Raw genomic sequence first — 21,226 nt, 5'->3', positions numbered from 1 at the left:
TTCCAGAGGGGTTAGAGATACCGCTTTTTTCCTTTTTCGACTGGCTAAGATTTATGCTTAATGATCATCTCCCCCAAAAATTCCGCTTGATCCCAAGTTTTTGACTTGATCCACTAAGACTGCAGTTTAGAATAGGTGAAAAAATTTGGGCATAAAAAAAGGAGGCTTAAACCTCCTTTTAATTTTGATTTGCTTTTCAGCGGTCCGGACGGGACTCGAACCCGCGACCCCATGCGTGACAGGCATGTATTCTAACCAGCTGAACTACCGGACCATCTTTCCCGTTTGGGTGTGCAAATATAGCTCGAATCTCTAACTTTACAACATAAATTTACAATTATTTAAAAGAACTCTGATAATCAGGGAAATAATTTTCAATTTAATTTTATTTAGGCCGTTGCGCCCTCTTTCATCTTCTCGGCATTCTCTGCAAATTGCAGTGCATCGATAATTTCCTGGATATCGCCATCCATTATTGCGGGAAGATTGTACATAGTCAAACCGATCCTATGCTCGGTAACGCGTCCTTGAGGGTAATTATAGGTTCTGATCTTTGCAGATCTGTCGCCTGTAGATACCATGGTCTTTCTTTTAGCTGCGATATCTCCAGTTTGTTTCTGCACTTCCAGATCGTATAACCTACTACGAAGCATTTCCATTGCCCGTTCGCGGTTACCGAGCTGAGAACGCTCGATCTGGCAGACTACCACCATACCAGATGGCTTATGCGTAAGTTGTACCTTAGTTTCTACCTTATTTACATTCTGGCCACCAGCACCACCCGAACGGGAAGTCTGCATTTCGACATCAGCAGGGTTTAGGTAAAAGTCTACTTCTTCAACCTCAGGCAAAACAGCAACCGATGCTGCTGAAGTATGTACCCTGCCTTGTGTTTCGGTGTCGGGCACTCGTTGTACGCGGTGAACACCTGATTCGTATTTCAGCTGGCCGTACACATCTTCACCTGTAACTTTCAGGATGACCTCCTTATAGCCTCCGGCTGTTCCTTCTGTAACATCCATAGTCTCTACGCGCCAGCCTTTCTTTTCAAAGAAGCGGGTGTACATTCTATACAGGTCACCGGCAAATAAAGCTGCTTCGTCGCCACCCGTACCTCCTCTGATCTCAATTACAGCATTCTTGGCATCTTCCGGATCTTTAGGAATCAGCATGAGACGGATCTGGCTCTCCATCTCATCCTTCTTAATAATAAGTTCGTCAAGCTCCATCTTGGCCATTTCCCGCAGTTCTTCATCCTTTTCGCTTAATAATATTTCACGATTGGCATCGATGTTTGATACGACGTTCTTGTATATCTTATATTCGTCAACGATCTTACCAAGATCCTTGTAATCTTTATTCAATTGAGCATAACGTTTCATGTCGCTCATGGTTGACGGGTCACTCAACTCCCGTTCTACTTCTTCCCAGCGAAGTTTGATGGCTTCTAATTTATCTAGCATGATCTAATTTAAAAAAACAGCGCCTTTTATGAATGAATAGGTACTGTATATCGTATTTGGTAAACAACAGAACGATGGGCCTGTGTTGAATTTTCAAAAATAACGCTTTTTAAATAAAAAAGTAAAACCGCTTCGGATTATGCCTCCTTTTCAAAGTAGCAGAGTGAAAGATCGTTACCGTCAAACACCGCGTAGGTATTGTAGTTGATCCATTCTCCGAGATTGACGTAACGACTTGCAGCGCTTAAGGTAATATCTAAGGGCAGATGACGATGTCCAAAAACGAAATAATCAAAGTGCTCTTTTTGAAGCACCTCCTTACTGTACTGCACCAGCCATTCGTGTTGCTCATGAAGGAAAGTCTCCTTCTTGGCGCCGGCGATACGACTATGCCCCGACCAGGCTCTCGCAATGCCTATACCCAGGTTAGGGTGAACTCTAGCAAACAGCCATTGACAGAGACTGCTACGGAATATTTGTTTGAGGATCTTATACTTCCTGTCGCCAGGACCGAGACCATCTCCGTGATGTATATAGAAACGCTTTCCACTCTTTTCGATGACCAGGTCATCGGATATGATATCGACTCCAATCTCCTGTTTGAGATAACCAAACATCCACATGTCGTGGTTTCCTTTGAACATGATTATTTTAACTCCAAGATCTGAAAGCTCCGCCAGTTTCCCCAAAAACCTAACGTATCCTTTTGGAACGGCATGTTTATACTCGAACCAGAAATCGAAAATGTCTCCTACAAGGTAGAGTTCCGCAGCGTCTTCCTTTATAAAATCAAGCCAGCGAACTATTCTATCTTCTCTCTCTCTGCTTTGAGCATAATGGGCAGTGCCGAGATGAAAATCGGAGGCGAAATAGAATTTATTGCGTAAGGACATGGGATAAAGGTAGTATTATGCCAAATAAGATCAATAGTTTCAATGAAAAGACTATTTCATACATTTGACGTTATAGTAATTTCCACACACAAAGAACGATAATGAAAAGGTTTTTTACATTAATCCTTGTTTCAGGAATTTCTTATTCCGGATTCGCACAAAATATTCCTTCTAAAATGCTCAACTACCCCAAGACTAAGAAAGACAAAACGAAGGACTCCTATTTTAATACTGAGGTGGAGGACCCTTACCGTTGGCTTGAAGATGACCGGGCAGATGATACCAAAGCCTGGGTAACTGAACAAAACAAGGTTACACAGGGATATTTGTCAAAAATTGACTTTAGAGAAAAGATAAAAAGCAGACTGGAAACACTCTGGAATTATGAAAGAATAAGTGCGCCTACTAAAGAAGGTGATTATATCTATTTTTCTAAAAACGACGGGCTTCAGAATCAGTCGGTCGTTTATCGCCAGAAGAAGGACGGAGTGCCGGAAGTTTTTCTGGACCCGAACAAGTTTTCTGCGGATGGAACCACATCATTAGCAGGCCTGGACTTCAGCAAGGACGGAAGTCTGGCTGCCTACCAAATCTCAGAAGGGGGCTCTGACTGGCGGAAAGTAATCGCGCTGAAAACCGCAGACAAGAGCATCATCGGAGATACGCTGATCGACGTGAAGTTTAGCGGGATTGCATGGAAAGGCAATGAGGGTTTTTACTACAGCAGTTACGAGAAACCGAAGGGAAGCGAGCTTTCGGCCATGACACAGCATCACAAGTTGTATTATCATAAGCTGGGAACTCCGCAGAGCGAGGATGTTCTGATCTTTGGCGGAGAGAAGACGCCGCGAAGATATATCGGTGCATCTATAACAGAAGACGAGCGTTTCCTGGTTATCTCGGCAGCAAACTCTACATCCGGAAATGAATTATACATTCAGGATCTGAAGAACCCTCAGGGAAAGATTGTCAATATCGTTTCCGACATGACGAATGAACATCAGGTTCTGGACGCAACAGGTAATACGCTTTATATTGAAACGAATCTGAAAGCGCCGAACAACAGGGTTGTCAAGGTTGATTTTGCTGACCCCTCTCCGAAGAACTGGGTAGACGTAATTGCGGAAACGGAAAATGTCCTTAGTGTACGTACCGGCGGCGGAAAATTGTTTGCAAACTATCTGAAGGACGCTACATCCCTGATCATGCAATATGACATGAACGGAAAACTGGAACGTACGATTGACCTGCCTGGCGTAGGTACAGCATCAGGATTCGGAAGCAAAAAAACAGAAAAGGAATTGTACTTTACGTTCACTTCGTATGTGTATCCTGCGACTATATTCAAGTATACTATTGCTAATGGTAAATCTGAACTGTACAAAAAGTCGGGCGTGAAATTCGATCCGTCGCTTTATGAATCCAAGCAGGTATTCTACAACTCGAAGGATGGCACCAAAGTGCCTATGATCATAACCTATAAAAAGGGCATCAAACTAGATGGCACCAACCCAACCATGCTGTATGGCTACGGTGGTTTCAATGTGAGCCTGACTCCTGCATTCAGTACTTCCAATATTATCTTGTTGGAGCAGGGTGGAATATACGCTGTAGCGAATTTGCGCGGTGGCGGCGAGTACGGTGAGAAATGGCACATCGCTGGAACCAAACTTCAGAAGCAGAACGTGTTCGACGACTTTCTGACGGCAGCTCAGTATCTGATCGACAACAAATATACATCGAGTGAACGCCTTGCTATCGCGGGTGGTTCTAACGGCGGACTTCTTGTAGGTGCAGCGATGACACAGCGCCCTGATTTGTTCAAGGTAGCATTTCCTGCAGTGGGCGTTCTGGACATGCTGCGCTACAACAAGTTTACCGCTGGTGCCGGCTGGGGATATGATTACGGAACTGCAGAAGATTCTAAAGAGATGTTTGAATATCTGCTTAACTATTCTCCCTATCATGCTTTGAAAAAGGACGTGGCTTACCCTGCAACGCTCGTTACTACTGCTGACCATGATGACCGGGTTGTGCCGGCACACTCATTTAAGTTTGCGGCGCGTTTACAGGAATATCATAAGGGAAACAATCCGGTATTGATCCGGATTGAGACAAATGCTGGACACGGCGCTGGAAAATCAACAGCTCAAGTGATTGCTGAACATGCGGATAAATGGGCATTCATGTTTTACAACATGGGTCTTACCGTAAAATAACCCTCCTAGATGAATCCGTACGAACAGAAACGACGCTGGAAATTCCTGTTGCTGGCTTTTGCGCTTGTCATCGCGTCAGCCTCGCTTTGGTATACGAATTACCTGGTGAAGAACATTGCCGTTTCGGAACGTACGCGTGCTGAGGTATGGGCGATGAGTTTTAAAAAGATCATTGAGATTGAGGACATCAACGATGAGTACCTCACGGTGATCTTTTCTATCCGCGACAGCTTGTCTATGCCCACTATCGTCACTGACGAACGGGACAGTATTATCTACTGGAGAAGTCTTGATAGCACGAAGACGAATTTCCAGGTTGAAGAAAACGGGAGAGAGTCGGCCATATTCACCAGGAAGATCCATGATCCTGGGTACTTCAAAGCGCAGCTGGCGGAAATGAAACGTCAGCATATTCCCATTGTTATCATCAAGGAAGACGGAGAAAAGTGGTTCGTTTATTATAAAGACTCTCAGCTGTTGACGCAGCTGAAAGTCTTCCCTTATATTCAGCTCCTGGTTATCGGCTTGTTTCTGATGGTTGCCTATACGGTTTTCAGCTCTTCAAGGCGGTCGGAGCAGAACCTGGTATGGGTGGGCATGGCTAAGGAAACCGCTCATCAGCTAGGTACGCCGATATCATCCCTCATGGCATGGATCGAGTTGCTTAAATCGAAGTTTAATGCGGAAAAGGACCCGCTTATACTGGAGATGGAGAATGATGTGCATCGCCTTGAGATGGTTGCCGACCGTTTTTCGAAGATTGGCTCGACGCCTAATTTACACAGTCATCCCGTGTATGCGGCAATCAAAGATTATGTTGATTATTTCCAGGTACGTACGAGCGAAAAGATTAAGTTAAGCGTCACCGGTGATCATGAAGTGGAAGCACTTATGAACATCCCGCTGTTTGAATGGGTGATTGAGAATCTCATGAAAAACGCAGTGAATGCTATTGGAGGCGAAGGCTCTATTGAGGTGAAGGTGATCGAGAACCTGGTTAAAGAACAGGTGTTCATTGATGTGACCGATACCGGAAAAGGAATCCCGAGGTTGAAATTTGAAACGATATTCCAGCCTGGTTATACGACCAGGAGGAGAGGCTGGGGACTGGGACTTTCGCTGACGAAACGGATCATTGAAAACTACCACAAGGGACTCATTTTTGTAAAAGATTCGGAGCCGGGAAAAGGTACAACCATCCGGATTGTGCTGAAGAGCAGTACGCGGTATGAACCGGCCACCGATCACCCAGCTGACAAAGTGTATTAATTTGCAAACATTAACAGAACATAAAGTTTAATAGGCGATATTTATCCGAATCACGTAAATCGGTGACGCAACTTCTTTTTTTGGGAAACTATAATTAGATTTGCGTTCCAAAAAACACATTATAACAATGAGTTCAGTAGAAATTACTAAAGACACTTATCTGCACTGGTATGAATCGATGTTGCTTATGCGCAAGTTCGAGGAAAAGACCGGACAATTATATGGACAGCAGAAAATCAGAGGTTTTTGTCATTTATATATCGGACAGGAAGCTGTTGTAGCTGGTACCATGTCTGTGTTAAAACCTGAAGATTCTTTGATCACCGCGTATCGGGATCACGCACACGCAATTGCGAAGGGTGTATCTCCAAACGCTGTTATGGCCGAAATGTATGGTAAGGCTACCGGAAGCTCTAAGGGTAAAGGTGGATCAATGCATATTTTCAGCAAAGAACATAAATTTTTTGGCGGACACGGAATTGTTGGTGGCCAGATACCTCTGGGTGCCGGAATTGCTTTTGCTGAGCAGTACAATGGCACAGATAGTGTTTGTGTTTGTTATATGGGAGATGGAGCTGTAAGACAGGGTGCGTTGAATGAAACCTTCAATATGGCGATGATCTGGAAGCTACCTGTAATCTTTGTTTGCGAGAACAACGGATATGCGATGGGTACCTCAGTTGCACGTACCACCAATATGGAAGATATCTACAAGATTGGACTTGGCTTTGATATGCCTTGCGCGCCTGTAGATGGGATGGATCCGGTAGCGATGCACAATGCAATGGACGAAGCTGTACAGCGCGCACGCGCAGGTGAAGGACCTACTTTCCTTGAGGCCCGTACATACCGTTATAAAGGCCACTCTATGTCTGACCCTGCAAAGTACAGAACGAAAGAGGAGCTTGAAAACTACAAAGCAAAGGATCCCATTGGCGTTGTTAAGTTGGCTATCGTTGAAAACGAATATGCTGATGATGCCTGGTTTGAAGAAATCGATAAAAAAATAAAAGCTATTGTTGAGGAATCGGTAAAGTTTGCTGAAGAGTCGCCTTGGCCTGATCCTTCTGAAACTTATACTGACGTATACGTTCAGGAAGATTATCCTTTTATCAGAAACTAGTTAATTGTCAGACAAACAAACCGTACGAAAACATGGCTGAAGTAGTTAAGATGCCCAAAATGAGCGACACCATGACAGAAGGTGTTATCGCTAAATGGCATAAAAAAGTTGGTGATAAAGTGAGCACAGGTGACCTGATTGCTGAAGTTGAAACCGACAAAGCAACAATGGATTTTGAATCCTATCAGGAAGGCACACTGCTATATATCGGAGCTGAAGAAGGCTCAACAGTGCCTGTTGACTCTGTAATTGCAGTGTTGGGTGCAGAAGGCGAAGATTACAAATCTGCGTTGGAAGGTAGCTCGAATGGAGATGCAGCAAAAGCAACTTCAACTGCTGAGGCAGATGCGAAACCAGAAACTAATAGTTCTGAAGCTGAATCAGACTCTGCAGACGAGGGTGTAGATCCGGAATCTGTAGGCGCAACAGTGATTCGTATGCCTTTATTGAGCGATACAATGACTGAGGGCGTTATCGCTGAATGGCATAAAAAAGTTGGTGACGAAATTAAGAGTGACGATACTCTGGCTGACGTTGAAACCGATAAGGCGACAATGGAAGTTACTGCATATGCTGAAGGCACATTGCTTTACATTGGTGTCGAAAAAGGTCAGGCTGCCAAAGTAAACGATGTAATTGCTATCGTTGGTAAAGAAGGTACAGATGTTCAATCGCTGTTAAAAGGCGGTTCTAAATCTAAGGGTTCAGAAGCAAAAGCGGAAGAGCCTAAATCTGAACCTAAGAAAGAAGAAGCTGCAGTTAGCTCATCATCTGATGCTGACTCACGGGTTAAGGCCTCTCCTCTTGCAAAGAAAATTGCAAAAGATAAAGGAATTGACCTTTCTCAGGTGAAAGGTAGTGCTGAAGGTGGCCGTATTGTAAAAAAAGACATTGAAAGCTTTAGTCCTTCTGCAAAAGCTCCGGCTGCTGCTGAGGCTCCGGCTAAAGAATCTAAGCCTACAGCTCCTTCTATTCCTCAGTTTATCGGTGAGGAAAAATATACAGAGAAACCGGTTACTCAGATGAGAAAAACTATTGGCAAGAGATTGTCTGATAGCCTTTTCACTGCGCCTCATTTCTATGTAACGATGTCTATCGATATGGATAGCGCTATCGCTGCACGTGCGAAGATGAATGAGTTTGCTCCGGTTAAGATTTCCTTCAATGACATTGTGATTAAAGCAGTGGCTGTCGCGTTGAAGCAACATCCTAATCTGAACTCTTCATGGAGAGGTGATAAGATCCGATATAATGAGCATGTAAACATTGGAGTTGCCGTTGCGGTGGATGAAGGTCTTCTTGTTCCGGTAGTTCGTTTTGCCGACGGCAAGTCCCTTTCTCATATCTCTGCTGAAGTGAAAGACTTCGCTCAAAAAGCAAAAGCTAAAAAGCTTCAGCCTTCAGACTGGGAAGGATCTACGTTTACGATCTCTAACCTTGGAATGTTTGGTGTAGACGAGTTTACGGCTATCATCAACTCTCCTGACGCTTGTATTCTGGCTATCGGTGGTATTTCACAAATTCCTGTAGTTAAGAACGGTGCAGTGGTTCCGGGTAACGTGATGAAGGTTACGCTTAGCTGCGATCACAGAGTGGTTGACGGTGCTCAGGGTGCTGCTTTCCTTCAGACGCTTAAGGCTCTTATCGAAGAGCCTGTAAGGTTATTAGTTTAAAATAAACTGAGGTGTTAAGAACATCTTTTTAGAAATAAAAAGAGCGATCATGACTGATCGCTCTTTTTTGTTTTAGGGACGTTCCCACTTGATTTTTTTGCCAAAGCCTAGTGTGTTGTCGGTGAATTTTATCCAGCTTAATTCGATGATCCATATTTCCCCTCCCATGGCAAGAGCGAAAGGATACTTTGCGTAATATGTTTTCTTAAGGTCTGAGAGGCATTGACTTTCTGGCTCAACCAACTTCCCCTTGAACTGAATACCTTTTATCTTCCCCACTTGCAGTTTATCGGGTAGCACGGAACCGCCAACAAGGTTGTTCAGAAGAGCTTGCTGGATATGATCTGTATGTTCCGACGATTTAAATACCAACATATTGTACTCTTCGCTATAAGCATAGAAGCAGGTCGAGCAATAAGGCTGATCATGTGCGCTTGTGGCCAGTGTGAAGACGGTTTGAGCCTTAAAAAAGCTGGCGATGAGTTGATCTGGTCTCGCTTGTTTAGAAGTTGGTTGTTCCATTATGTCAATTCTACTTTTATACAGTTCACAGGACAATGCGCCGCTGCTCTTAAGTTGTCTTCCAATTCATCGACAGCTACACTGATACTGAAGATACCTTTTTTCTCTATGCCCTGAATCAGCGTCACTTTCCCATCCTTTCTCGAAATGCGCCATCGATAAGCTGCCGCCTCTACGCAGGCGTTACAGCCGATACACTTAATTCGGTGCTGCGTAATTCGAACCATCAGACGTCCTCCAGCTTATATAACTTATCTGAAGGTCTGACTCTATCTTTCATCGGAATAGAAAAGGTTTCTCCTTTCTTCACTAAATCCCTCGTCTCGTTTTCAACCCTAATCTCCTCTACCGTTGACCAAACGACTCCCGTGGTAGGTCCTGTTACCATTATTTTAGTACCTGTTTGCAGTGAGTGCGCGTCAAGTTGAAACTCCGCGACTGCTGATCTGTCAAAGTACTTCAGACCGCGTCCGATATAGGTTTTCTTTTGGGTAGCCTTGGAGCCGTAGGTATCACTCCATTCTCCTAATTTTCTGCCGAGATAATAGCCGTCCCAAAATCCCCTGTTAAATACTGTCGATAAGCGGGATTTCCAGTCTGCGAACATTGCGGGGCCGTAAGTTCCATTGTTGTAGGCGTCGATTGCTTCGCGATAGCAGGAGACAACTGTATGAACATAATCTGCACTTCTGCCCCGCCCTTCTATCTTCAGAACAGATACTCCAGCACCGATTATTTTGTCGATAAAATCAATTGTACACAGATCTTTGGCAGACATGATATACTCATTGTCTATTTCAAATTCAGTTCCATGCTCCTTTTCAGTAACGATATAACTTTTACGACAGTTCTGGATGCAGGCGCCACGGTTTGCAGAGGCGTTGTCTGAGTGGAGGCTCAAATAGCACTTCCCTGAAACCGCCATACATAAGGCGCCATGCGAAAAGACCTCCACCCGTACAAGCTCTCCCGACGGACCGGTGATCTGGCGGCGCGCTATATCGCGGGTTATAGTAGCTACCTGCATCAGGGTCAGCTCCCGTGCCATCACCATCACATCCGCATATACTGCATAAAATTCAATGGTGTCGATATTAGAAATGTTCGCTTGGGTCGAGATATGTACCGGAAAACCTATTTTCTTTGCGTAGTTAAGTACGGCATGGTCTGTTGCGATGACTGCTGTTATTCCGCTGCTGTGGGCCGCATCAATGATCTTTTTCATCAGATTGATATCGTGATCATATAAGATCGTATTGAGCGTGATATATGATTTTATTCCTTCGGAGCGGCAAACTTCGGCAATCTTTACAAGATCGTCCAGCGTAAAATTGCTACTGGAACGGGCGCGCATATTCAGTTGCTCGATCCCGAAATAGACAGAATCTGCTCCTGCCTGGATTGCAGCTGTTAAGGATTCGTATGAACCGGCAGGTGCCATCAGCTCTATATTTCGTTTGCGCATAAATCGGTATATTGTATACTGCAAAACTTCCCATTTTTTTCATATAAAAATATGACCGGCGTCAGGTATCCTTAAAAAAAAGAGTCCTAATTTTACGCCGCAGTCGACAACTGCACTTAATATGGCACATCTAACAGAACAGACTGAGATTAAGCAACTGGGATCTACACTATTGAACATCGGGGCGCTGTTATTAAGTTCGGGAGCGAGTACGGGCCGAACCCGAAAAACGATTAACAGGATTGCTGACTCATTCGGTTACAGTACGGATCTTCTGATCTCTCATCGTACTATCATGCTTACAATCAGAGATACGCAAAACGACTACTTCTTTAATAATCTTAAGCGCTCATCTCCGCATGGTGTAAATTTTAAAGTGCTGACCGGTATCAGCAGGCTCAGCTGGCAGGTAGTGGAAGAAGGTCTTACCGTTCCTCAAATCAACGATCAGCTTGGTAGGATTGCCTCGCTACCGCATTATCCGCGCTGGGCGATCTTGCTCTTTGTGGGCTTAGCCGGTTCGTCATTTTGCAGACTTGCAGAGGGAGACTTCCTGGATATGCTGGTAGTGTTTTTTGCCACTGTTTCGGGACTTTTTATCCGGCAGGAAGTACATCGGCTTAAGTTCAATCCTTACATATGCATATACTGCGCTGCGCTTACTTCCTCATTCATTGCAGCGTCAGCACTTAAATTCGGAAATGGTTACGTTCATGAACCTGCATTTTCCACTTCGGTTCTCTTCCTCATCCCCGGGGTTCCGTTAATAAATTCTTTTTCGGATATGATAGATGGAAACTTGAATAATGCGCTCATAAGGGGTATAAACGGATTCATTATTTCCTTTGCAATTGGATTGGGACTTCTCACCTCTATGTTTATTTACGGGCTTTGAATATGGAATATTTCGTTTTGTTAGAAAAGTGCATTTGGTTGGGAATGGCCGCAATTGGCTTCGCTGTGTTATTTAATGTCCCTTCGAGAGCTTTGGGCTACATAGGTATAATGGGCGCTCTGGGGGGTATTGTTAAGGTACTTTTTGTCCACCAGGATGTAAGCGTTATTTTGGGTACGCTGTTTGGCGCGACACTCATTGGTTTTTTGGGTATACCATTTGCCCATAAGACTAATTGTCCGCCTCCGGTTTTAGCTATACCGGCAGTTATCCCTATGATTCCCGGGAAATTTGCTTATAAAATGATGATCGGATTGATCAACCTATCTGGGGATATCGACCAGGCAACGTACATATACATCATGTCGGATACGCTTAATAATGGGTTGAAAGTGATGTTTATTCTGATGAGTATTGCGGGAGGAGTAGGCATTCCCTTACTAATCGCCAGAAGGGATTCAGCTAAGGGAATGCACTTAAAGAGGAAATTCTAGGCTGTCTGTTATTCACAATACATCAGCTCATAATATTGAGCTGCCATTCTTCCAGATTCGAATGCGGGACTCACGTCGCGGGCACTATTTTTCATTATACTGATCCATGTGGCCGGGTCATTATAGTACATAGGCACGATATTTTCCTCTATCTTTTCAAGAAGGCGTTCAGACTCAATGCGGTCCTTCTCTTCGTTGGAAAGGTGATCTTCCGCTGGTGCAACTATGAAACTGTTCTCCATATCTTTAGCAAACTCTGGAATCCATCCATCTGGAATGGAGAGGTTAATACTGCCATTTATAGCGGCCGTCATACCACTGGTACCTGAGGCTTCTCTGTATATCCGTGGATTGTTCAACCATACGTCTGATCCTTTCTTCAGCAGCGCAGAAAGTCCGAGTTCATATCCGGTCAGTACAGCGCAGTTTGCAAACGGCTTAATCCGGTCAATTATGCTATTAAAGAGGTCGATTGCTCCATAATCTTCCGGATATGGCTTGCCTGCCCAGATAATCTGCACCGGCGTGGAAGCATTTTGGATGAGTCTGATAAAGCGGGCCCAGTCGTTCATAATCATATCGGCCCGTTTGTATCCGGCAAAGCGCCTTGCCCATACAATGGTTAAAACGTCTTCGTCGAAGAGTTTGCCTGTCTGATCAGCTACGACCTTAAAAAGTTGTCTTTTTAATTCCTTTTTACGGGCTACTAGTAAAGTGTCGTCTTGGGTCGAAAAGGCGGTCTCCAAGATATCATCCTTCCAGTAAGTTTTATTTTGGGCATTCGTTATAGACGTGATCTCGCATATCCCTGGGTTAGATTTCCACATATCCCGCGATACCTCGCCATGCATTTTCGATACAGCATTAGCTTTCCTGGCAAACTTTAACGCTGCAAGTGTATAATTGAGATGGTCGCCGCCAAGCCCAAGCAAGGAATGGACTTCGTGATTTTGAAGCCCGCAGAAGAATGACATGTCCTGAAGAATTCCATAACTATGAGACTCATTCCCTGCAGCCTCAGGAGTGTGGGTAGTAAAAACAACACGCTTTTTCACCTCTTCCAAGTTCTTGAACTTCGAGTAAAGATGGAAGTTTAACGAGAGGGAATGTCCTTCGTTCATATGATAAACCTCTGTATGTCTGTCAAGCTGCTCAAGTAGGATAGCACCACCAGTACCTAACAAAATAGACTGTGCAATTCGGGTCGCTTCATTCGAATCGTACAGTCGATTGGTAATACTCTTAGACATATCATCATTCTCCGGCAGATCTGTGCTAAGAAGGAACAATGGTGCCGAACCGAAAGTATCTGGCCGCAGAAACCATGCTTTTACAAAGACAGGTGAGTTATGTACAAGCATGGTAAACACAATACCGGTATCCTCGAGAAAGGAGTAATTCTTTTCTACATAGCCGGCCCTCATTCTTGCGTTCCCATCTCGCTCCTGGTCATAGTATCCATATTTCCAGAGTATGCCGATACCAACCAGATTCTGCTTAAGTTCGTAGGCACTTCTTAAGTGTGACCCCGCCAGAAAGCCCAGGCCACCGCTGTATATTTTTAGTGCCTGATCTATGGCAAATTCCATAGAAAAATAAGCTACCGGCCTGGAATATGCCGGGTTAAATTTATACGGGAAAATATTCTGTGCATTAATCATAAAGCAAAATAAGCATTATATTAAAAATCCCATCTTTTCAGACGGGATCTCCAATTATAATTTGAATTACTATTCTTTTATAAAGGCTTTGCGAAGCTCTTCTACCTGTTCATTGCTAATAGGTACCATGGATCCGAGTGATGAGCACATCACCAGAGACTTGGCACTGAACTCAGCCACCTCAAGATAGTCGAAGGTCTGCAGCAATTGATTACCGGTAACCACTACGCAATCGTTCTTAACCAGTACCGCGGGATTGCTTTTAGACACCATATCCGGGATCTCCGTTCTTCCGTTGAACTGAACACCGAAATCAAGGGTGTGGACGTCCTGAAGGAAAATCCAGCTCTCGGGGATCGTTCTTACGTTGAATGAAGCTCCTGTAACAGAAAACGCCATCAGGTACGGGGATTGTGTTAGAATGATAGAATTAATTTCAGGGTGTTTCTCGTAAATGTCCTGATGCAAGTAGGTAGAGCGGCTTGGAACCTTGCCTTTTTCTCGCTTACCGTTCTTGATCTGAACGATATCCTCAGGAACCATGTCCCAGCGAGGAACATTCGTCGGTGTAATAAGAAAAGTATCTTCATCCACCCGCGTCGAGATCGTACCGTAAGAACTTATCATTAGACCCTGAGTACACGCGCGGTGGACGATCTTACATATCTCTGCACGTTTCTCACGCTCTGCAGATGAATAAACTGTCTCGTCCATCTCTGGAAGAAGCGCGGGTATCTGGTTCTCAAAGGCGTTGATTTCATCGTCATTGAGATAAGCGGGTTTGCCAACGGAATTACCATATAAAATAGTACGTGCAGAAAATTCCAGCGTTTCAAACCTTTGGAAAGTATCAACTAAATCAGATCCGCCTACCACCGTTCCATGGTTTTCCATAATCACAGCATTGTATCCACGTGTGAATTCTTTGGCTATCTTCGAACCAAGGGCCTCGCTTCCTGGCAATTCGTATTCGGCATATCCGATGGGTCCACAAACGTGCTTAGCCTGAGAAATGATATTAGTGTCGGGAATAGTTCTGGCGATACTAAAAGAAACCAATGCAGGGGGATGAGCATGGATGATTGCTTTGATATCTGGTCTTATCTGATAAATAGCACGGTGAAAAGGATGTTCCGAAGACGGCTTGTGGCGGCCGACAATGGTTCCATCTTTTTTAATACACACGATATCTGTCGGCTGCAAAGATCCCTTATCAACAGCTGATGGCGATATCCATATATCCCCGTTGTCGTCAATTATAGAAATATTTCCTCCAGATGTTGTAGTCAGTCCCCGCCTGTATATCCGTGTCATAACCATCGTTATTTGATCGCGGGGATGCATTAAACGGGTGTCCAAAACTTCATTCATAGCTTAATATATTAATTTGTACAAAGAATAGAAATATAGAAATGTAAACAAGTGACCATCATCATTAAAAATAACATTATTCACTATACTATCGCTTAAGCCGCCCATTCTGGTCGACCGAAACATCGAAAGGTCTCAAATACCTGTCAAAAAGCACAGTAAATTCTCTTCTGCTGACGGGCCGCCTGAGATCAAAGCTATCTGGTAATTTGAATGAAGTTTTCCAGCCTTGCTCTACCTCTTTATTAAGCTCCGCTCCGCGTTGAGCAGTAAACTTGATGAGACTTAGCAATTGTTCCATTGTTATTTTTTCAGCTTTGTTGTCGAGGAACCATATCTGACTCCTCGAATAGTATTCTTTAACAGGCTCGCGTATGTCATCCGTGGAGATGGAAGAATCTGGATGGAAATAAAACCGGTTTTCAGACTCTCCTCCTTTAACAATTCCTGTAAGTGCAAGTTTTTGAAAAGCAAGCACATTAGAGTCGAGCGCAGCAATGTCTGCGAACTTCATCAAACGAGACTTATAAGTCATTAGTTCACTTTGAATTAAGCGTACATTCAGCTTATCGGTGGTTGTCTTAAAAAACGCGCAATAAGCGGCAATAGCTCCGGCAGCTTGTCCGGATGCGTACGTATATTGATCAGCGTTTGTATCTGGTGTCGCATAAACAAAGTTTTTAAAGGATGAAAGAAAAAACTTTAAAGGTATGGTCGCCGGAACCTTCGACGACTTAAGAGGAACTGCAACACTTGTCCGGTAAAGCTGATAAGCGTAGGTTGATGAATCTCCTGAATTTGCTGGATCTCTTAATCCGACCAGGTCGGCTATCTTCCTGCCAATCGTAGCATCGACAACGATATCCGTTTTGATGGTATTATTAGGAATCCGTATTTCCCAATCCTTCCCCGCCTTTTTCACAGATGAAATGGAAGAATTTCTTATTACTGTGAGATTTTTAATGGTATCAGTCCAGCCTTTTAAAACTGTACCCAGGTATTCTGGCAACAGTGTTTGATTACTTTTTACCGGATATTTCTGTAGCTTTTCAATTTTGTCAAGAAGCTCCTTGGGAATTCCGTAAGCATCTTCCCGGTCTTTCTGACTTAATTCCACCGACGCGATAGAACCTTCATCAATCAGGATCGTCTTAACGCCTGAATGGGCAGCCTGAATTGCAGCAGCGATTCCCGAGGGTGATGCTCCAACGACTAGCACACCTGGTTTTAACGTTTGCGAGTGAACGACAGCAGAGGTAAGCAGCAGCAGGATGCTCAGACACTTCGTTCGTAAAGACGTATAAATCATATTTGGGAAAGTCATAGTATAATGCAATATAACATCAAAAATTTTAAACTGGTTCTTTTAAAAAGATTGAATGTTATCTCGCAAATAAGTGATCGTTATATCAAGCTTGTTGATTGGGCATTACAGAAGTGAATGCCAACTGATAACGCCAATTTATAAGCTGAAACGGCATAACAAATAAGAAGATGAGAGAAAATCAAAATTGGAGGCACTTTAAAGAAAGTGTCTCCAAAAATTAGGGTTAGGTGCCCTTAGATCGCCACGAATATATGGCCTTGTTTTAAACGGTTGTAGCTTTTCAATAATTCGGTATATTTTTCTTTCCAGTAATCATCGTCTTTCACTACCATTTCCTCTTTTACATCTTGGGAAGTCTTGTTCTTATCAATTTCCGAAGCGAAATCCTCACTGTTAAAAACATGAGGTAGCTCCGCAGAAAAATCATATTTGATTATACATCCAATGCGGAAGATAATTTCCGGCCGCAACTTTGGCTGGTTGAACCAATTATAAACAGACCTCCTGTTAACTTTCATTAGTCGAGATATATCGCTAATCGAATGACCGTCCCGTCTGATGACTTTTTCGACAATATGCCCGTGATGATGTGCCATGGATAACTACTTTCTTTACCCAAAAATACAGTTTGGAACATTCCTCTGAGATTCGGCAAACACCTGTTTTTTACGATATAATTACCTAACAAACTGAAAATGGCAGGCCCACTTCAGGCCCTTTCCCCATGATCATGACGACCGGTAAATGAAACGCCCCTATCCTGGAAGGGATAGGGGCGTTCGATATAATTAAGCTTAATTTTTAAACGTTATTGACCGCTCTGACGCGCTTCATTCTTTAGTTGGTCATTCGCTACAATCACGATTTCAACCCGCCTGTTTTGAGCACGGCCATCTTCAGTACCATTATCTGCGATAGGCTCAGCTTTGCCTTTTCCTGAGATGGTAATTCGAGATGCACTTACTCCATTCGCAACCGCCAAAGACTTAACTGACTGCGCACGTTTCTCAGACAACGTATAGTTGTAAGAATCAGAACCTACGTTATCTGTGTGTCCTATCACCATAATGTTCGTTTCCGGATTATTTTTCATTGTCGCCGCAAGGCTTGCTACATTCGATACACCCGCGCTTTTCAGATCAGACTTATTAAAGTCAAATAGAATTCCATCAGTGAATTTCACGATCAAACCTTCTCCGGTTTTGATAACCTCCGCCCCAGGGACGTTCTGCTGGATTTCTTCCGCCTGCCGATCCATTTTTCTTCCGATGAATGCACCTGCCGTACCACCGATTGCACCACCAATAATAGCCCCAACTGCGGTGTTACCTGCTTTTTTACCTATTATTGCACCTAAAGATCCGCCTGCTGCTGATCCAATAACTGTTCCCTTCTGTGTTTGAGTCATTTGACTACATCCAGATATCACAAATGACGCCGCAGCAATCATAACTGTGTAAGTAACTAATTTAATATTCATAATCTTTATTAATGTGTTTCAGGTTAAGTTCAAATATAATGCCATAAAGGTGCTTGTCTTCCTGCCGTATTTATTCACCCCTCCTGCGTAATTAACCGGGTCTATGTATTTAAATACTCTACTATCTGTCTTAAATACTAGTCAGCATTTAACGCAAACATAATTAATAAATCGCATTTCAAACTTTCTTTCACATAAATTAACAAATTCGTCGATGCAATTTGTTTTACCTTTACGGTTCGTATAAATCTCGAAATGATCGCTTCATCATACCTGTTAAGTGCGCTGCTACAATTCATCATCATCCTTCCTTTTCTATTCTTTGGTAAAAGGAAATTCGATAGATCCGAATACCGTTTCTTGGGCATTTTCGCGCTGATGTTCCTTCTGTGGTCAGTATTAACAAATGGCCTGGCCCCTATCATCGTAAATGAGAACCAAACCTGGAACTGGTTGGGGAAAATAGCAGGTTTGTTGTTGGGAGTATTTTTTGTTTACCGAAACAAGCTGATATCGAAAAGTGATATAGGTTGGACACTCAGGCTAAAAAAAGGTACTGTGAAGCCGATTATTTACACAGTTTTAATGGTCCTCATTGCACGCCTGATCATTTACTTTTGTTTTGAAAGAGTGAATCCAGACATCGATTTTGAAACCCTGGTATTTCAGGGATCCCTGGCGGGCTTCTGTGATGAACTGATCTTTCGGGGGATTCTTCTAGCCCTGCTGAACAAGGTATTTACCGCAAAAGAAGATATATTTGGCTACTCCCTAAGCTTTGGTGTTCTGATCAGCTCGCTGCTCTATGGCATTAGTCAGGGATTCATCCTTCAGGAAGGCTTTCACCTGCAGATCAACTTGATCAGAATCCTTCTCGGCTTCTTGGTAGGACTTATTGCAGCAGTTCTAAAGGAACGATCAGGGAGTCTTCTTCCTGCTGTGATCTTTCATAATCTTTGGATGCTGATCACGAATCATTAGAGCTGGCAAAGGCGTCCAACCTCTTGATTAATTCAAGACAGGCTCTGCTATTGTGATATGGGCATTTCCACATGCCTGCCTTATCCTCTTCTATCATGACGCGACCATTTTTATCTCGCCCCCAAACCCACTCACCATGGTGTAGATCCAGCAGGTGTGCTTTCACATAATCCCAAACGCGATAAGACTGATGTAGAAACAGTTCCTCATTTGAAATCTGCCAGGCATTGAAAAATCCGATTATTGCTTCAGATTGCACCCACCAGTGCTTCTCCCTGAGCATATGTCCGCTATTGGAGTCAAGCTCATAAAACATACCCCCATCTCTGTCGATTCCCTCTAATGAAGCGCGGGCCATCAAAACAGCGATATTCTTGATACTTTGTATTGCTTGTTGATCTTCAATAGCCTCCGCTGCCTCCAACAGCAACCAGGATGCCTCAATATCATGTCCGAAAGAGATCGTTGAGGACTTTACAGTCCAATCATCATCCATGAATAAATTGAGGTGGTAGTTGTCCTGTCGGATAATATGCTCTTTAAAGTTACTGATCAAGCTTAAAATTTGTCTTTTCAATCCCTCGTCCTTCCAACTTCGGTACAGACTTGTATATCCTTCCAAGACATGAAGATGCGTATTCATCGTCTTTCTTTCATTTCCATCTTTTTCACTTAAACGGAAGTCCTCTATTTCAGACCAGTCCCGGTCAAAAGCTTCGAAGTATCCTGTTCTTTTTGAATCAAAACTGTGTTTAACAAGATCTTGATAAAGTTGTATAGCCAGAGCTTGAGCTTCGATACTTTCTGCAGCACGCGAATATTCTGCCAAAGCATAGATCATAAACGAGATGGCATACACCTGCTTTTTGGTGTTGAGAGCTTGGCCTGCAGCATTTACAGTCCAGTAAACCCCGCCGTACTCCTTATCAAGGAAGTGGTTACAAATATAGTTAAAGGCTCTGTGTGCATGTGCCAGATACTCTTCCTGCTTACAGCTATTGTACCCGGCCGAGAACGACCATAATATACGAGCGTTCAATACCGCTCCTTTAGGTGCTTCTGGATAGACTTTTTGACCATGATCAATCTTTCCTACGAAACCACCGTTGACGTCCACTGCTGAATTCATCCACCAGTTAAGAATATTAGTCAGCTCTTTTTTCAGCTCTAACCGGTAGAGCCGTAAATCAAGCCCTGACACTATACTTTCCATCTACTAACGCTTTATTTTTTTGAATAATGCTAAGGATTTTTTGAACAGAGCTCTCTGAGCGATAACCATCCTCCGGAGTATTTACCACGTAGTCGATAAGCTGTCCGATCGTGGTAGTTGCAACGTGCATACGCGTATCTGAAGATGCATAGTAAATAAAAACTTTTCCGTTATCTTCAGCAATCCAACCGTTACAGAACAAAACGTTGGAGACATCTCCAATGCGTTCATCGCCCTCGGGAGCGAGAAAATACCCTCCGGGACAGTGAGTAATTTTACCGATATCATTTAAATCGGTCATGAACATATACAGGACGTATCGCAAACCTGCAGCAGTATTTCTTACTCCATGCGCGAGATGCAGCCAGCCTTTACCCGTTCTTATAGGTGCAGGCCCTGCTCCGTTCTTAGCTTCATAAACAGTATGATACACTTTATTGTGGATAATTACCTCATCGTCTATAATTGGATTTTCTATCGACTTTGTAAAACCCAGACCAATGCCACCCCCTGATCCTGCTTCAATAAAACCATCCTGTGGCCTCGTGTAGAATGCGTATAAACCGTCTACAAATTCAGGATGAAGCACTACGTTCCTTTGCTGCGGAGAGGGAGTTTTAAGGTCAGGAAGGCGCTCCCAGTTAAGAAAGTCTTTCGTACGCGTTATCCCGCATGCAGCAACAGCCATCGACTGATCAGTTGCGGGAGCGGATGGATCCCTTCTTTCTGTACAAAATAGCCCATAAATCCATCCGTCTTCATGCTGGGTTAGCCTCATGTCATAGACATTTACATCTGCTTCATCTGTTTGGGGCAGACTCACCGGCTCTGGCCAAAAAACAAATCCGTCTATACCGTTGCCACTTTCAGCGACGGCAAAAAAGGACTTTCGGTCTACGCCTTCTACCCTTGCAATAAGTATATATTTCCCCCTCCACTTGATTGCGCCTGCATTAAATACCGCATTGATACCAAATCTTTCCATCAGATAGGGATTTGTCTCCTCGCAAATATCATAGCGCCAAAAAAGAGGAGTATGTGCTGCTGTAAGCACTGGATATTTATACCGGTTGTACACCCCGTTATTGTGTACCAGCTTCTCGTTCGGCTTGCTTATCAGCTTCAGGTAAGCGTCATGAAGCTGATCTAATCTTTCTTCAAAAGCATTCATTATAAG

Annotated in this window: 19 protein-coding genes and 1 tRNA gene; 7 read left to right on the top strand and 13 right to left on the bottom strand. The window is 43.6% G+C overall.

The features are described from left to right. Positions 1–200: 200 nt before the first annotated feature. The 3 genes from B0I27_RS07305 to B0I27_RS07295 all read right to left on the bottom strand — a co-directional run bounded on the left by B0I27_RS07305 (position 201) and on the right by B0I27_RS07295 (position 2,356). A tRNA-Asp gene (locus B0I27_RS07305) sits at positions 201–274 on the bottom strand. Positions 275–389: 115 nt separating this feature from the next. Beyond that, positions 390–1,463: a peptide chain release factor 1 gene (gene prfA, locus B0I27_RS07300; protein WP_106292558.1), complete on the bottom strand. Its 1,074-nt coding sequence runs from the start codon at positions 1,461–1,463 to the stop codon at positions 390–392. A 137-nt stretch (positions 1,464–1,600) separates the two neighbouring features. Beyond that, positions 1,601–2,356: a UDP-2,3-diacylglucosamine diphosphatase gene (locus tag B0I27_RS07295; protein ID WP_106292557.1), complete on the bottom strand. Its 756-nt coding sequence runs from the start codon at positions 2,354–2,356 to the stop codon at positions 1,601–1,603. 101 nt (positions 2,357–2,457) lie between these two features. On the opposite strand from B0I27_RS07295, the gene B0I27_RS07290 reads away from it, so the two are divergent. The 4 genes from B0I27_RS07290 to B0I27_RS07275 all read left to right on the top strand — a co-directional run bounded on the left by B0I27_RS07290 (position 2,458) and on the right by B0I27_RS07275 (position 8,640). Continuing rightward, complete coding sequence (locus tag B0I27_RS07290; RefSeq protein WP_106292556.1) at positions 2,458–4,575, top strand: prolyl oligopeptidase family serine peptidase; 2,118 nt, start codon at positions 2,458–2,460, stop codon at positions 4,573–4,575. Positions 4,576–4,584: 9 nt separating this feature from the next. Next, the gene (locus tag B0I27_RS07285) at positions 4,585–5,844 is read left to right on the top strand and encodes a sensor histidine kinase (RefSeq protein ID WP_106292555.1); all 1,260 of its coding nucleotides are present in this window, start codon (positions 4,585–4,587) and stop codon (positions 5,842–5,844) included. 127 nt (positions 5,845–5,971) lie between these two features. Next, positions 5,972–6,967, top strand: coding sequence for a pyruvate dehydrogenase (acetyl-transferring) E1 component subunit alpha (gene pdhA, locus B0I27_RS07280; protein ID WP_106292554.1), 996 nt, complete (start codon positions 5,972–5,974; stop codon positions 6,965–6,967). A 32-nt stretch (positions 6,968–6,999) separates the two neighbouring features. After that, on the top strand, positions 7,000–8,640 hold the full coding sequence (locus B0I27_RS07275) for a pyruvate dehydrogenase complex dihydrolipoamide acetyltransferase (protein WP_106292553.1): 1,641 nt from the start codon (positions 7,000–7,002) through the stop codon (positions 8,638–8,640). Positions 8,641–8,712: 72 nt separating this feature from the next. Here B0I27_RS07275 and B0I27_RS07270 read toward each other — a convergent pair whose 3' ends face one another. From B0I27_RS07270 to B0I27_RS07260, 3 genes are read right to left on the bottom strand one after another with little or no spacing between them, the layout of a single operon-like run. Continuing rightward, the gene (locus B0I27_RS07270; RefSeq protein WP_106292552.1) at positions 8,713–9,162 is read right to left on the bottom strand and encodes a PNPOx family protein; all 450 of its coding nucleotides are present in this window, start codon (positions 9,160–9,162) and stop codon (positions 8,713–8,715) included. Next, complete coding sequence (locus B0I27_RS07265) at positions 9,162–9,389, bottom strand: ferredoxin (RefSeq protein WP_106292551.1); 228 nt, start codon at positions 9,387–9,389, stop codon at positions 9,162–9,164. The genes B0I27_RS07270 and B0I27_RS07265 overlap by 1 nt, the downstream gene beginning before the upstream one ends. Further along, entirely contained in the window at positions 9,389–10,627 is a 1,239-nt protein-coding gene (locus B0I27_RS07260; protein WP_181276706.1) for a peptidase U32 family protein, read from the bottom strand. Before B0I27_RS07260 ends, B0I27_RS07265 begins: the two co-directional genes overlap by 1 nt. Positions 10,628–10,748: 121 nt before the next feature. Between B0I27_RS07260 and B0I27_RS07255 the strand changes: the two genes are divergently transcribed. Together B0I27_RS07255 and B0I27_RS07250 are read left to right on the top strand one after the other, a co-directional pair. Continuing rightward, positions 10,749–11,522 (top strand): threonine/serine exporter family protein, encoded by a 774-nt coding sequence (locus tag B0I27_RS07255; protein WP_106292550.1) that lies wholly within the window; start codon positions 10,749–10,751, stop codon positions 11,520–11,522. A 2-nt stretch (positions 11,523–11,524) separates the two neighbouring features. Further along, positions 11,525–12,016 carry a threonine/serine exporter family protein gene (locus B0I27_RS07250; RefSeq protein ID WP_106292549.1) on the top strand — a complete coding sequence of 164 codons (492 nt, stop codon included), beginning with the start codon at positions 11,525–11,527 and terminating at the stop codon, positions 12,014–12,016. Positions 12,017–12,024: 8 nt separating this feature from the next. On the opposite strand, the gene glgP is transcribed toward B0I27_RS07250, so the two are convergent. From glgP to B0I27_RS07225, 5 genes are all read right to left on the bottom strand, one after another. Beyond that, positions 12,025–13,677 carry an alpha-glucan family phosphorylase gene (glgP, locus tag B0I27_RS07245; protein ID WP_106292548.1) on the bottom strand — a complete coding sequence of 551 codons (1,653 nt, stop codon included), beginning with the start codon at positions 13,675–13,677 and terminating at the stop codon, positions 12,025–12,027. Between the two features lie 69 nt (positions 13,678–13,746). Then, positions 13,747–15,048 carry a class II aldolase/adducin family protein gene (locus B0I27_RS07240; RefSeq protein ID WP_106292547.1) on the bottom strand — a complete coding sequence of 434 codons (1,302 nt, stop codon included), beginning with the start codon at positions 15,046–15,048 and terminating at the stop codon, positions 13,747–13,749. A gap of 88 nt (positions 15,049–15,136) precedes the next feature. Beyond that, entirely contained in the window at positions 15,137–16,357 is a 1,221-nt protein-coding gene (locus B0I27_RS07235; RefSeq protein ID WP_181276705.1) for an FAD-dependent oxidoreductase, read from the bottom strand. A 251-nt stretch (positions 16,358–16,608) separates the two neighbouring features. After that, entirely contained in the window at positions 16,609–16,971 is a 363-nt protein-coding gene (locus B0I27_RS07230; RefSeq protein WP_106292545.1) for a helix-turn-helix domain-containing protein, read from the bottom strand. A gap of 212 nt (positions 16,972–17,183) precedes the next feature. Continuing rightward, positions 17,184–17,864: a YiaD family glycine zipper/OmpA-like lipoprotein gene (locus B0I27_RS07225; protein ID WP_106292544.1), complete on the bottom strand. Its 681-nt coding sequence runs from the start codon at positions 17,862–17,864 to the stop codon at positions 17,184–17,186. 246 nt (positions 17,865–18,110) lie between these two features. Between B0I27_RS07225 and B0I27_RS07220 the strand changes: the two genes are divergently transcribed. Beyond that, on the top strand, positions 18,111–18,836 hold the full coding sequence (locus B0I27_RS07220) for a CPBP family intramembrane glutamic endopeptidase (RefSeq protein WP_106292543.1): 726 nt from the start codon (positions 18,111–18,113) through the stop codon (positions 18,834–18,836). On the opposite strand, the gene B0I27_RS07215 is transcribed toward B0I27_RS07220, so the two are convergent. Continuing rightward, on the bottom strand, positions 18,823–20,049 hold the full coding sequence (locus B0I27_RS07215) for an AGE family epimerase/isomerase (RefSeq protein ID WP_106292542.1): 1,227 nt from the start codon (positions 20,047–20,049) through the stop codon (positions 18,823–18,825). The two genes, B0I27_RS07220 and B0I27_RS07215, sit on opposite strands and share 14 nt — an antisense overlap. Further along, complete coding sequence (locus tag B0I27_RS07210; RefSeq protein ID WP_106292541.1) at positions 20,024–21,220, bottom strand: glycoside hydrolase family 130 protein; 1,197 nt, start codon at positions 21,218–21,220, stop codon at positions 20,024–20,026. Before B0I27_RS07210 ends, B0I27_RS07215 begins: the two co-directional genes overlap by 26 nt. Between the last annotated feature and the right edge of the window lie 6 nt (positions 21,221–21,226).

The sequence above is a fragment of the Arcticibacter pallidicorallinus genome (genome assembly GCF_003002875.1).
Lineage (GTDB): Bacteria > Bacteroidota > Bacteroidia > Sphingobacteriales > Sphingobacteriaceae > Arcticibacter > Arcticibacter pallidicorallinus.
The sequence above is the reverse complement of the archived record's forward strand: the minus strand, read 5'-3'. Positions and strand labels throughout refer to the sequence as shown.